This window comes from Clostridia bacterium (genome assembly GCA_034926675.1).
Lineage (GTDB): Bacteria > Bacillota > DTU025 > DTU025 > DTU025 > JAYFQW01.
In genome coordinates this window covers 1-13,370 of sequence record JAYFQW010000012.1, presented here as the reverse complement: position 1 = coordinate 13,370, position 13,370 = coordinate 1, and the positions used below count along the sequence as shown (strand labels likewise).

Sequence of the window (13,370 nt, the reverse complement as noted above, 5' to 3'; positions counted from 1 at the left end):
TGAGCCATTACCCTACCCGAAACACCTTCATCACTTCATCGCCAAGGTGGTTGATAACCTTTACTGCTATGCGCCCGCTCTGGGGCTTATCAAACGGCCGAGAGGTGTCGCTATGCAGCGTTTCCCAAGCCTCTTCGTTGATCTCAGCCTTGAGTGTGGTCTTGAGTGCCTTGTATGGATCGTTTGCGCCAAGGAAGTAAGCGTGGCGCACGAAGAAGCTCTCTTCGTTGTAGTCGGTGTCGATGAACCAACAGGCGATCCCGTCTGCCCCGTCGCTAAGCACTTCGCCGGTGTTCGGGTGGAACACGTCTACGCCGTTGATCTTCACCCGGATTTGGCCGTTCTCAGCGTCGAGAATGTCGATGTCCGGCTCGCCGAAGATCACAAACAGGTTTCCCTTACCGGTATTCCTCAGGTCGTCGGCCATGTGCAAATCGGCGTTCATCCGGGCCTTGAGTACCGGAATTCGGCCGAGTTTGTGGAATTCCGAGGACTGGGCATCGTAGTTGAAGGCGCAGGTGACAAGTACATCGAAGTCCGCATCGCCAGCCTCTCGGGCGGCTGCGACAAGATCGGGCCGTGACACTGTTCCGAACTCAGGGCCTATGAAGATCGCAGCACGTTTCTCAGCGCCTGATTCCTCGTCTCCCTCGATATAGCGCCCTTCGGCGCAGATCATGTACCCCGGCCAGGGCGTGATCGAGGTGAAGTTGATCTTGTCATCTTTGTGGGCCTGCTGTACACCGGCTGTCCTGAGGTTCTCGAGTATCATCTGGACGAAACCCCGCTCTTCGCCGTAGCCAGCCCCTGATTCCTTCGCGCCGTCGATCAGCTCGTCATTCTCGTCTACACCCAGCACGCGGTGGGGAGACAGGCTCTCTACCGTAAACGGCCCGGCCACGCGGACCTTCTTACTGTCCTCATGCGGCTTGTCGTAGAGGTACTCAAACTCGGCTTTGGCCGCGATGGAGGCGTCGATCTCCTTCTGCCGGGCGATGCGCTGTTCCCACCACTTCCCGTGCAAGTCTTTGGCCTCCCGCGACCACTTATCGTTTGCGTCACGGGGGATCTCCCATTCCTCCCATGTTGTTCCAACCGCCTTGTTGAGCCTCCCGCGGAGCGGTTCGAGCATCTCCTGGAACCTCTCCCAGATGACGTCGATCTCAGCGTTGTTGGCAATCGATTTGAGCGTGATGTGAGGCACCCGCTCATAGACGAATCCCTGGCGGATATCGCCACGGGTCGGAGCCTCAGACGGAGCGGTACGAGTAATCTCTGCTTCCTTGTGCTGGCCGTCGCGACTGTCGGCAAGCAAGTAGTAGGGATACCGGGCACCCATGATCCTGGCACGGGCCAGGGCAAGCGCCACGCGAGAAGTGTCGATGGTAATCCAGCGACGGCCCCATCGCTCGGCGACGTAGGCAGTTGTCCCGGAGCCACAGGTGGGGTCGAGAACGAGGTCGCCTGGGTCAGTGGTCATGAGGATGCAACGTTCTATGACCGAGGTTGCAGTCTGGACTATGTAGATTTTGTCATGCGAAAACCCGCTTATTGACAAGTCGTCCCACAACTCGTTGATTGCGTATACACCGAAATCAGCTAGTCTACGGATGTACCGTGGCGTCTTCCCAACAACGACAAAGCGGCCAGCCCGATCCACTCGCTGAAGATTGTCCGGAGATGGCTTGTACCCTCGCTCATACGCTCGGCCTCGGAACATGTAACAATAGGGTGGATTACCCTGTGATGTTATGTTGTCGTGGTAGGCCGCTCGATCAGGTGGCAACTGTGCAGCAACCTCATATCCGACTTCGGTGAGTGACTGATCGTCCAGCAGCTCATACTTGAACTGGGTTCCTCCGGTTTCGCCCGGAACCTTCTCCTTGTAATGCTGATGGAACTTTGCTGTCTCTTTTCGCTTAGCGTACCATAGTAGGTAATCCCCAACCGATGCAAGGAAGTTCGCGGTCAGTCCCCCGGTCTTCTTGAACAGAATGAGGCTGACGAAGTTACTCTCCTCGAACACCTCATCCATCAGCGCCCGCACGCGGTGAACGTTCTCATCGCCGATCTGCACGAAAATGGAGCCGCTATCAGCCAGCAGATCCCGCGCCACGGTCAGCCGGTCCCGCAGATATGTCAAATACGAATGAATTCCATCCCGCCAGGTGTCTCGGAACGCCTTGACCTGCTCTGGCTCGCGGGTGATGTGATCTACGTTGCCGTCCTTCACATCTCGGCTCGTTGTGGACCACTGGAAGTTGGAGTTGAACTTGATCCCGTACGGCGGGTCAAAGTAGATGCACTGCACCTTGCCTCGGAGGCCTTCACGCTCAGCCAATGAGGCCATTACCTGCAGACTATCGCCCAGGATCATCCGGTTGGTCCAGTTGGCGTCGTGCTGGTAGAACTCTGTCTTGGCGCTCTCGCTCGGCAGTCCATTGAAATCGGCGAAGAGGTTGAGCTGATCTCCCGCTGCTGGCTTATCGGCCTCGGGGTGCCGGAGCAGATCGTCAATCAGCACCTTGGGATGGACCTTCTCCTGGATGTACAGGGGAGGCGCCTGAACGACGAGGTCAGACCAGTCCTGATAATCCTTGCCACGCCAGACAAGCTGGGGGTCGAGGTCGCGGTTGCGGCGCTCGTAGACAATGCGGATGGAGTTAAGGTCGTCCTTGGCCATGACCGACTGGTATTCGGCCGTAGGGATATTCCTGCGCGATGCCTCATCGTGCGTAAGGGTTTCAACCGTCTTTCCTGTGGTATTCTTGGCCATATTAGTTCACCTCGACAGTCGCCCGAGCGGTCACTGAGGCGATCATTTTGTTAAACTCGGCTTCCACCTTGGCTTCAAAGTCGGTCTCAATCTGGTATACCTCCGTGAACTCAGCAAACGTCCAGCGACCATACCTGCTAAGGTTGTTGACGCCTGGTATCCAGTACGTCTCCATTGTGGACTTCTTCTCCTTCGCATCCTCGCGCCGATAGCCCTTGATCTCGACGATGAGGTGGAGCAGATCATCAGGACCATGCCCATCATCAACGAGGACGATGAAGTCAGGTATGTATCGCCGCATCTCTGAGCCGTAGCGGTATGGCACTTCCAGGCCGAGGTTGTGGTTCTTAACGTAAGCTCTGACTCGCGGATGAGACTCGGCCACTCGACAGAACTCGGCTTCCCAGTCACTATCAAGGATCACCCAGTTGATGTGACAGCGGCGTGCGTCCGTCTCCCAACGGTCCTTCTTTGATGTGTTGAAGTTCACGTACATGGTGGATCCGATTGGGTTGTACGGGTCGAGCATGGCCTTCACAGGTCGTTCATCCACTAGAGTACGAGTGATGCCAGCCGTAATGCGCTCGCAGGCCATGTCGGCCAACTCTTGGTACATCAACTGAGCCGGGTAGGCGCCGCCCTTGCACACCAAGCAGGTGTCGAGCCACTGCTTGGTAATGCGTTTCAGTTGACCGAACAGGTAGAGTTTGGGCTCTTCGCCAGGGTCTCGCCACTTGGTGTAGAGCAGGCGCTTGGCAATGTGAAACAGCAGCGTAGACCGCCGTGCGTCTTTCAGGTGCTCGAGGTTGAGATCGACATCTTTGCCGATGATCCCGGCGTTCTTCGTGATTGAAGGGCCAACTAGATCGGGGGTCAGCTCAAGTATGGAGTCAGCATTGAAATCGGCCGTAAGCCGTTCTTCGGGCAGCTCAACACGGTAGCCTTCGACACGTGGGAACCGAATTTCGAGGTGGTCGCGATCAGGGTGCACAGCTCTGACCTGTACAGTCTCGCGTGGGGGTTGCGGCGGCGCCACAACCGGCTTGGCCGTAAAGTCGAACGGTATACCCAGCACGTCAGCATACTCGACGTTGAACAGGCCCTCCTCATTGAGGTCATACGACTGGCGGCGCAGTGCCCTGCCTACTACCTGCTCGCACAGAAGCTGTGTGCCAAACGCACGCACACCCAGCACGTGCGTAACCGTGTTGGCGTCCCATCCTTCGGTAAGCATGGAAACCGAAACAACGCAGCGAATGGACTCACCAAGCCGCCCTATCTTGCCCACGGTGTTCATGACTTCTCGAAGTAGATCCTGGTCCGTAAGATTCTCGGCCTGTCGGGGATCACCCGTACGTTCGACGATCTCCCGACGAAAACGCTCGATCGCGTTGGCTGCCATATCGCGAAAGTCCTTGTCCAGCGCATCGCCTGATTCCAGCTGTTCGCTGTCGATTAGTAACGTGCGTGGGCGCGGGTACGGGTTCCCATTGCCGTCGAAATTCCGGAAGAGCTCGAGGCGGCCATTCTCGAGAACGGTTGAACCGTCCTCGTTCTCACGGTGGAAGCCTGAGATGTAATCGTAGACCAACTTGGAGGTGGACGTGTTATTGCAGACCACAATGAAACATGGAGGAACGTGAATGCCACTCTTCTGCCACAGCTCGTATGTCTTTGCGTAGTGCCCGTAGAGGGCCTCAAGAGCTGTCTGCAGCTCAACAGGCAAACTGAGCGGATCGAGAGTCTTCGCTTTGCCTCTGCCCTTCTTGGGCATGCGCCTGCGGATGTACTCCCAGAGGTTGCGAAACTTGGGCATCTCGCCGCCGGGGATATTGTCGGCCACAGGCACCCGGGGCAGTTTGACGATTCCACATTCGATTGCGTCCATTAACGAGAAGTCGCTCATCGTCCAGGGGAATAGCGTGCCCTCCGCATAACCCGAGCCCTGAAGGAAGAACGGTGTCGCCGAAAGGTCAACCACTTGCGCAATCCCCAGCCTACGGTTGACGGCTTCCAGGCCAGTGATCCAGAGACGGGCGGCCTCGTTGTTCTTCTCCGCCTCTTCCCTATCGTCCCCCTTCAGCACTTCTTCCTCATCACTTTTGGGCTTTTCGCGATAGCAGTGGTGTGCCTCATCGTTTATGACGATGATGTTCTTGATGCCCATAAGCTCGGGCATCACGCGTTGGAGCATCTCTCCCTCAGTTTCCAATGTGTTGAGCGCTTCGCCCCGGCCCTGCAGGAGGGAACGACCGCCCTTGGATAGCTCGACGCGTTCGCGGAGCTTGAATGCGTGATAGTTCGTGATCACGATCTTGGCACGTTTCAGATCATCCAGCATATCGTTTGGGACGAGTTCGCGGCTTTCGTAGTAGCTGTCCGGGTCATTGGGCTGAAGCACACGCAGCCGATCGCGGATGGTCAGGCCTGGCGCGACAACGAGGAACCCACGAGTGAATTTCCTGCTGCCTCGTCGGCGCACAGAGTTGACAGTCTGCCACGCAATCAGCATTGCCATGACGGTAGTCTTGCCAGCGCCAGTGGCAAGCTTCAATGCCAGACGCATCAGGTCCGGGTTGGCCTCGTTGTTGGCATTGGCCAGGTGCTCGAGAAAGCCTCTTCCGGTCTTCCCAGCCTTGGGGGCAACCTCTGTCAACCAGATGACAGTCTCAACCGCTTCAACCTGGCAGAAGAATGGCCGAATGTCGTTGAACCTATGATGCCGCCAATGATGAAGCAAGCGAGCCGTTTCAGGTGTGACTTGCCAGTCGCCCGGGTTCGGCCTGTTTCGCCACTCGTCCACGTGATGGCGGAGTTCGTTGATAATCGGTGTCGGGTCGTACTGTTGCTCTTCAGTTGAAAGCCCTTTGCCCTCATCGAACACGATATGTAGTTGGCCGAGCAGGCCTTTGCGCTTCCTGGGCTTTGGAATTGGCGTGATGAACTCAGCGCTGCGGCGCCTTTCGATGATTTGTTGCGTTGGCTGGCCCTGATCGTCAAGCTCCCAGTGCCTCTCAGGGTACTCATAGGGAGAGTTGAGAATAGGCCTCTCGAAGAATCTGTTGTTCACGTGTTTCCTCTCCTCAAGACGATTCACTCGGTCGGTACAGGTGTCCCAGATCCGTACGTACAATGATAAGTGCCGCAGCATCTGGCCCGTCGGAAGGCGTGGTGATTTGTGGTGTGTCTGAGTCTATGGCAAACAGATCTGCTTCATATGCTCCGTGATGCGGCGTCGGCATTCTGCTGCCCCTGGGCCTTCATGGGCGCTGAGTACAGCCTTTTCCAACCACAACACCGCTCAGACCGGACTGCCAAATGCTAGTGTTCGTCAAAATGCTCTGGAATTCCTTCGCAATTCTGCGCTATTGTGCGCCAGCAACTGCGGTGTACAGGCAGGAACCCTCGAAGGTTCATCGAAGCATGATCGGTAGCTGTAGGAGGTGTCGATAGTGTGGCAGGATGCTGAACAGGTAATCGGCGCTCAGCTCACTCCGGGAGAGACGGCGATATGGACCGGCAGGCCCCGACCGGGGCTGGCCTTCCGCCCATACGACTTGCCGGTTACCGTCTTCAGCCTCTTGTGGCTGGCCATGGCGGTCTACATCACCGGCGCCGCCGGATCCATGGGCAGGGGGATAGCGCCCGGCGGGTTCACAATAACCAAGAATCCCTTCACAGGCCGACCGGTATTCATGCGTCCGCTCGCCATATTCGACCTATTTGGGTTTGTCTTCATCGCAGTAGGGCTCTACTTGCTGGTGGGCCGATTCTTCGTGGATGCGCGCATCAGGCAGAACACCTATTACGGCGTCACCGACAAGCGCATACTCATCGTCACCGGGTTCTGGGGAAGCCATTTCATCTCCATCCCGCTGGAGCGCATCGGAGAGCTGAACGTGACCCGCAGAGCCGACGGATCAGGCACAATACTCGTCGGAACGCCTGGCTACTTGCCCGGTTGGCGTGGCTCATCATTGGATGAGTATCGATACCATGGCTACAGACGCATCGAACCGCCTTCCTTTGATCTCATCGATGACGTCCTCGCGGTCAGGGATCTCATCGTTCAGGCGCAGATGCGTCGGGACGATGCGCACGGATCTGGACGCGAGTGAGCGCACAGGGTGTTTTCGATGCAGCCTGCACCCGCTGTTGTAAGCCCTTCTAATCTTCACTGCCAACAGCAGGGATTGCTGATATGTACCGCCTCTCTTGCAGATCCCACTCCCCAAGTTTCTCGGCAACAGTCGACTCCAGGGAGTATGTTAGGATCGCGGGTACTTCAAATCCGTCGAGCTGCGTTGGGATCTCCCGCTCAATCGGTTTCGGCGTCACTACATCGCCAACAGCCACATCGACGTGAAACGGTGTCCTAGTGTTCCCGACACGCCCAACGAGTTGCACTCTTGCTCCGGCGTATTCTCTGCCCTCCGCAATGGGATCGCAGTGCTCCACATCATAGACAACATAATCGTTGCCTGAAGGAACGTCCAGTATCGCCTTTACCACTTGCTCAACGGTACCGATTTCGTTTGATATCCCTTACTGCGACCTCGCCAGCCTTCTCAGAGACTCCTCCTGGCAGGACAACTGTAGCACCAGCTGAAAGCTCATCCCCGAACGCCGGGCCTTGCTTCTCAGCCTGTCGACCACAGACTGGAACACGTTGCTCACTACAGCCACACCCCCACGAAGCTCTCGACTTTACGTTGGATCCGAAACACTCTCGCGTAATCCATGAGCCTGCCAACGTTCTTGGCGGGGTCCGCGACGTAAGACCGAATCGTCTGGTTAACGACCTCGGCGTCCATCTTGCTGGAATGCCGTATCGCATCGCACACAGCCCTCTCTCTGTCATAGACGCGAACACTTGCCCCGCTGACCATGCCTTCGCACACGCCCACGTCGAGTAGATGCGGGGCCACGAAATGCACCTTGATCGGCGGGTACTCGAGCCTGACCTTCTTCTTGTTCATGTTCTTGCTCACCGCGATGTGCCACACATCCGGGGTTCGATCGATGTACCCATGGTAGTGGAGCGCGCTCTCCATGCAAAGGATGGATTCGGGGATCAGTCGGCGGATGATCTCGAGGTCGTCCTTTGCATCAACAAGCATTTCGCCGCAGAATGCAGCAAAGGGACGGACAAACATCCGCCCCCAATCGATTCCCTGATCGGTTCGTAGTTCCACCGCGGTCTGGCTCAGGACAACGGCGGCAGGTTCGCCTCGAGGATTCTGTCCGTGAACATGATGTGGCCAGTGAGCGGGTTGGCGGTTCCGCCGATGGTGTCTTGATGCAGGAAGGTGGTGTGAAGGAAGCACTCCCCCTCATGTTTCACCGCCACCTGCGCGTTAACGCCCCGAGTGACTCGAACCCGCCAGGCGGTCTTGGTCGTGTCAGTCCATTCTTCCACGCGCTCCGTCGTCCAGTCAGCGCTGACGATATGTACCCGGAGTATCTCTGCTTTCGGATAGGCTTTCAACACAATGCCCTCAGCCAGCTTCTTCAGTGTAGCGGACTCCTGCCCCTTGAAGGCATCGGGCTGCATGCACCGGCTCTGTAACACGATGTCGTCGATGGCCGCCTGCAGGGATTCCATCTCCGCGGCATCGGCCTCCAGCGACTTCAACTCCTCGCTTTCCGCGGGATACAGCAGCCGTACGCCGGCGACCATGGCTCGGACAACCTCAAGTTGATCTTTGGGATACACGTTGGGTTTAGGTGCGGCTTTCTGTGCGATCAGCCAGTCGCGTACTTGCCTCACGCGGGTCAGCGTCTCGTCATACACGCGTGTGACGCTGTTGCGGTAATTCTCCAGCGAAACACGGATATTGTACTCCGCCTCGCGCAGCTTCCAGTGCGAGTCTTTGTCAATGCCGGTCTTCAGGAACTCCTCGTACACGGCTTCAGCTTCCTCGTATTGCGGATTGAACGCGACGATCTGGGCGGCGTCGCTCATCGGGACCCCAAACCGGCCTTTCGCGTTCTCGGCGGCATCGGCTTTGTACAGCGACAGTCTCTCCGCCCACTGCTCCGCGGCGGCTTCCGCCGCCTTCAGGGCATTGGCTTCGGCCTCTTTGGCGGCTGCCTTGTCCTTCTCGAGTTCCTCGATGGCCTGTCGCCCTGCCTCGATCCGCTGCGCGGCCGCGCGCACTTCTTCGGCATTGGCATAGTCCGGATACTGCTTGATGATCTCATCCAGCGCCTGCTGCGCCCGATCAAGGTCATTGCGGTTGATACGCTGCTCTGCCAACGCCTTTTCCACTTTGACCATGTACTCGCCGATCTTCTTCAACCGAGATGTAACGCCCCCCGGCAGCTTCGCCGCGCAATCCACACTGGCTGACAGGACGAACAGAGCACATAGGGTGACTAACAGCACCCCCGCCAGAGTGCGCCACAGGAAAAGCCTAGATGACATGGGCAACCTCCTTCTCGATGTGGTTATAAACGGCATGTGATATGGCTTATTTTATTATGTCAGGCAGCGTCTCTGGGCGTCAAGGTTACACCTGTCTCAAAATTCCACCGCTAATCGTAGTAGTCCGCGACCCTCGGCGCGCGCTTCGACTCCTACTCCGTCAACAACCACTTAACCGTCTCTTCCATCCCCGCTTCGGCCAGGCTCACGTCGCGAACTTCGCCCAGCTCCCGCGCTGCCCAGAGCACCTGAGCCGCGGATGCCTTCCTGCGGTCGAACGCCAGGTCTACGCTTTTCGCCGAGTAGTCCACCGCTGTGACGGTGCACAGCTCGTCTTCCAACGCCTCTCCCAATGTTCCTCCCAGCGTTTGCCCTACAGCCACGCCGGAGGCGATGCTCGACAGGCGCAGCCGCATCGTGGCAGGCAATCCGGCGCTCGCGATGAGTGATTCCAGGCTGCCGTCGAACATGAGTTTCCCATGGTTTATCACCATCACCCGCCGGCACAGCTCTTCAATGTCGCGCATGTCGTGAGTGGTCAGCAGGATCGTGACCCCGTGATCACGGTTGACCCGGGCCAGGAAGTCGCGCACCTGCGCCTTGGCCATTACGTCCAGGCCGATGGTGGGCTCATCGAGAAACAGCACCCGTGGCCTGTGGATCAGCGCCGCCGCGATGTCGGCCCTCATTCGCTGCCCAAGCGACAGCCGGCGCACGGGGGTGTCGAGGAACTCGTCCAGGCCAAGCAGGTCGGTGAACTCGCCCATGAATCGCCTGTAGTCCGCGGGCGCCACGTCATACATGGCAGCCAGTATCTCGAAGGAGTCGATCGTGGGAAGGTCCCACCACAACTGCGTGCGCTGGCCGAACACCACGCCTATCTGCTGCGCCACTTGCTCCCGCGCCCGCGAAGGCGACAGTCCATTCACCTGAACACTCCCTGATGTGGGGTGCAGAATCCCGGTGAGCATCTTGACAGTAGTGGACTTCCCCGCCCCGTTTGGTCCGATGTAGCCAACAAACTCGCCCTGGCCGATGCCGAAACTGACGCCATCGACAGCAATCACATCGCGGGTTTCCCCGGCTGCCAACTGCCGTACACTCCCCCAGAAGCCAGGTCTTCTCACCGGTGAGCGGTATACCTTGCACAACTCGTCCGCCACAACCGCGGCGCCCTCCCTACGTCCCTGTGCTCGCATAGTGCGCCTCCCCCGCCTTCCATAACTTCAGCGCCAGCCACACCGCCACAGGGCTGGCCAGCGCCGGCCACAACAGATCCGTAACCGTGCCCCCCTTGTCCAGGATGAACCTGAGAGGGACGTAGCTGCCGAGCCCTAGGGGCAACACCGTGACGAAGAGTCGCCGCAGCCAGGACGGGTATACATCCAGTGGATACATTGTGGCAGTAGACGGCGCGATAAGAGTGAACACCTGCAACTCCTCAATCCGCACGATCCAAAATCCCGCCGCGGCCGTGGCGAGGCCCACCGCGAAGAACAGCAGTGTAGTCCAGACTACGGAGGCCAGCACCCACATGAAATCCCAGCCCCGAATCACGCCCGCTGTCGCGAGCCGCGGCGCCGCTATGGCGCCAGCAGCTACGCCTTGCACAAGAAATGAGAGTCGGCGAATACCCGTTCCCCGCGCCAACAGGGTGAACAGCGTAGGCCAAGGCCTGATCATCAGTGTATCGAAGTCACCGTTGACCATGTATGCTTCGAATGCATCAAGTTCATTGCAAAGCAGCATGTATATGCCATTTCCCATGCGCGAAACTGCAAACAGCATCCCGATGTCAAAGATGCCCCAACCCATGACAGGGCCGAATCTCCACAGTATCGCGCCTATGAACAGCAGGCTGTCGGCGCCCATTACGGCTTGAACAAGCGTGCTTCCCAGGAAATCCAGCCTGTATTGCATCTGTCCTCTAGTGCTGGCAGACACAAGTGTACGGTATACTCGCGCAGCCCGCGAGAGCCTCGCCCAGATAGTGGTGGTCGTCCCTGCCGCCTCTGCCTCCGGCCTTATGCCCGTCATTCCTGTCATCCTCCCTGCACCTCCAGTCGCCGGCGTGCAAGAGCCGTAACCTGATGAGCGGCAATCGTGAGAACAGCGGCCCACGCCAAACCAGCCATTATCGGCGCCGGCCCCGAGAGTCCCAGGTAGATCCGCGCAGGATAGTAGGCCAAGTGAGCAAAGGGAGAAGTCTTGGCCAGCAATTCCAATGGACGAGGCAGAACTTCAAGTGGCATCGAGATCCCGCCCAAGAGCGACTGCAAGGAGAAAACCACCCATGACAGCGTGCGGATCTCGTTGGTCCAGAAAGACGATATGCCGACCAGATAGCCCAGGGCGATGCCGATATAGCCGCCTATGGCCAATGATGCCAAGGCCCACAGCCACGTCATGGCCGACCCGGGCGTGCGCAGTTGTGCGAAGAACGAAAGGCCAATGCCCACAGGAAGGCCGCGAAACACAAGGCTGTAAAGCTGCGCGCCGTATTCAAAGGCCATGCGGTAGTGGAAGAAATCCATGGGGCGCGCCAGCTCCACTGCGATCCTGCCCGATCTCACTGATTCAGCTATCCTGTGGCGTATCTTCATGCCAAACTGGGTGAACCACGCAGTCGTCTGGTTAACGCATATATACTGAACGATGATAGACGAGGTGTATTGGCCAAATCCGGATGCAGGCGTCACCGCCCGCCATACGTAGATATAGATGAGACCGAAGATTACACTGGCGATTGTGTTCACTATGTGCGAGGCGGAGTACTGAAGGTTCTGCGCGAATCCCTTTCCTGCGAGCACCCGCCATTGCCTGACCGCCGGGCGCACGTTGAACCACCTCCCTGTCGGACGGCCCTTCCACAGAGGGCGCGTTTTTCTACATTACCACAATGCAGGAGGCGCCCACAAGTCAAATAGAAAAGGCCTGGCCAGATGGCCAGATCCGCACCATTCCGGTGACGCCTGGGTGGTCAAATTCCCTCGACGTCGATTCTCATCATGTCGGCCGCGGGGCTTAGGGAGATGATCCCGTCCTGTAGTGTCCTGTGAAGGGATGCATTGACACGAAAAGGGCCGCAGAGTTATCATAAGGGTGGAGGTGTCCACCATGAAGGAATGGCCTGATCTTCCTGAAATGCTGACTGTTGATGAGGTGGCAGACTTCTTGCGCGTAAGCGACAAGACCATTCGGCGTATGTTGACCGACGGCAGACTGGCTGGGGTGAACCTTGGGCGCTCCTGGCGCATACCACGGCAGGCGCTCGCTGCGATGCTGGCGCAAGCGGGTGTTCCATCCCCTTGAAGCGAGCACGACTCAGGAGGAGGGCGTGACCATGGAGTATCTGGCGGTGATAGAGAAGGCGGGCAAGTAATATTCCGCGTAATACATCAAGGAGGTGACAAGGTTGTCAGTGCGAGAAGACTTGCTGAAAACTATAGACAGCATGGATGACACGGGCCTTGCTGAGCTTCTGTCCCATGCGCGGGCGCTCAAAGTCGAACCGGCGATCCTAACTCCAGACGAGGAGAAGGAGCTAACGGAGGCAGAAGCAGAGGTAGCCCGTGGAGAGGTGGCGCCGTTGCGTGAGCTCAGGCGGAGAAGGTTATAGGGTATCCCTATCCCGGCGCGCCGAGAGCTACATGCAGAAGGTGGACCCTGCCATGTATCGAAGGCTGAGGCGGGCACTGTTTGCAATGGAGCAGGACCCATGGGGAGGCGACACACAACCGCTCCAGGGACATCCCGGACGGTGGCGACTCCGTGTTGGAGATCTCCGCGTGGTGTACTCGGTGGACAAGATCGAGCGAACCGTTACTGTTCTGTTGATACAACCGCGCGGTGATGTTTATAAGCATTGAGTGAGTCGTGGCCACCATGGCGACCGCGTGGCCGCGGCCATGATCGACGTATGAGTCAGAAGATGATAGGCGCTGACTCTATGCGAGATCGACATCGAACCAGAACATGACTCCACCGTCGACGTTCTCGCACCCGCACTCGTTGCCGTGAGCCTTTTGGACTGCTTTCACGATGCTTAAGCCCAGCCCTGTGCCTCCGTGGCTGCGCGTGCGCGCCTTATCGATCTTGTAGAAGCTGATCCAGATCGAATCCATACATTCCTCAGGTATGTGTTCGCCGGTGTTGAACACGGACACT

Annotated in this window: 12 protein-coding genes; 3 read left to right on the top strand and 9 right to left on the bottom strand. The window is 57.9% G+C overall.

Going from position 1 to position 13,370, the window contains the following annotated elements:
• Positions 1 to 7: 7 nt before the first annotated feature.
• Both VB144_04770 and VB144_04765 read right to left on the bottom strand, forming a co-directional pair.
• Positions 8 to 2,776: a site-specific DNA-methyltransferase gene (locus VB144_04770; GenBank protein MEA4882971.1), complete on the bottom strand. Its 2,769-nt coding sequence runs from the start codon at positions 2,774 to 2,776 to the stop codon at positions 8 to 10.
• Position 2,777: 1 nt separating this feature from the next.
• On the bottom strand, positions 2,778 to 5,846 hold the full coding sequence (locus VB144_04765) for a DEAD/DEAH box helicase family protein (GenBank protein ID MEA4882970.1): 3,069 nt from the start codon (positions 5,844 to 5,846) through the stop codon (positions 2,778 to 2,780).
• Between the two features lie 382 nt (positions 5,847 to 6,228).
• On the opposite strand from VB144_04765, the gene VB144_04760 reads away from it, so the two are divergent.
• Entirely contained in the window at positions 6,229 to 6,894 is a 666-nt protein-coding gene (locus VB144_04760; protein MEA4882969.1) for a PH domain-containing protein, read from the top strand.
• 49 nt (positions 6,895 to 6,943) lie between these two features.
• Here VB144_04760 and VB144_04755 read toward each other — a convergent pair whose 3' ends face one another.
• The 6 genes from VB144_04755 to VB144_04730 form a co-directional block, all read right to left on the bottom strand.
• Positions 6,944 to 7,288 (bottom strand): nucleotidyl transferase AbiEii/AbiGii toxin family protein, encoded by a 345-nt coding sequence (locus tag VB144_04755; GenBank protein ID MEA4882968.1) that lies wholly within the window; start codon positions 7,286 to 7,288, stop codon positions 6,944 to 6,946.
• Positions 7,289 to 7,452: 164 nt separating this feature from the next.
• Positions 7,453 to 7,971 carry a hypothetical protein gene (locus VB144_04750; GenBank protein ID MEA4882967.1) on the bottom strand — a complete coding sequence of 173 codons (519 nt, stop codon included), beginning with the start codon at positions 7,969 to 7,971 and terminating at the stop codon, positions 7,453 to 7,455.
• An 11-nt stretch (positions 7,972 to 7,982) separates the two neighbouring features.
• Positions 7,983 to 9,077 carry a hypothetical protein gene (locus VB144_04745; protein MEA4882966.1) on the bottom strand — a complete coding sequence of 365 codons (1,095 nt, stop codon included), beginning with the start codon at positions 9,075 to 9,077 and terminating at the stop codon, positions 7,983 to 7,985.
• A gap of 278 nt (positions 9,078 to 9,355) precedes the next feature.
• Positions 9,356 to 10,402 (bottom strand): ATP-binding cassette domain-containing protein, encoded by a 1,047-nt coding sequence (locus VB144_04740; GenBank protein ID MEA4882965.1) that lies wholly within the window; start codon positions 10,400 to 10,402, stop codon positions 9,356 to 9,358.
• The gene (locus tag VB144_04735; GenBank protein ID MEA4882964.1) at positions 10,383 to 11,249 is read right to left on the bottom strand and encodes an ABC-2 family transporter protein; all 867 of its coding nucleotides are present in this window, start codon (positions 11,247 to 11,249) and stop codon (positions 10,383 to 10,385) included. The genes VB144_04740 and VB144_04735 overlap by 20 nt, the downstream gene beginning before the upstream one ends.
• Positions 11,246 to 12,040 carry an ABC-2 family transporter protein gene (locus VB144_04730; GenBank protein MEA4882963.1) on the bottom strand — a complete coding sequence of 265 codons (795 nt, stop codon included), beginning with the start codon at positions 12,038 to 12,040 and terminating at the stop codon, positions 11,246 to 11,248. The genes VB144_04735 and VB144_04730 overlap by 4 nt, the downstream gene beginning before the upstream one ends.
• 280 nt (positions 12,041 to 12,320) lie before the next feature.
• Between VB144_04730 and VB144_04725 the strand changes: the two genes are divergently transcribed.
• Both VB144_04725 and VB144_04720 read left to right on the top strand, forming a co-directional pair.
• A complete protein-coding gene (locus VB144_04725) occupies positions 12,321 to 12,515 on the top strand; it encodes a helix-turn-helix domain-containing protein (protein ID MEA4882962.1) in 195 nt (64 codons plus the stop codon).
• Positions 12,516 to 12,618: 103 nt separating this feature from the next.
• Positions 12,619 to 12,822, top strand: a complete 204-nt coding sequence (locus VB144_04720; GenBank protein ID MEA4882961.1) for a hypothetical protein — start codon at positions 12,619 to 12,621, stop codon at positions 12,820 to 12,822.
• Positions 12,823 to 13,150: 328 nt separating this feature from the next.
• Here the strand turns inward: VB144_04720 and VB144_04715 are convergent.
• Positions 13,151 to 13,370: ATP-binding protein (locus VB144_04715; GenBank protein MEA4882960.1), on the bottom strand; the 220-nt coding region annotated here is incomplete at its 5' end.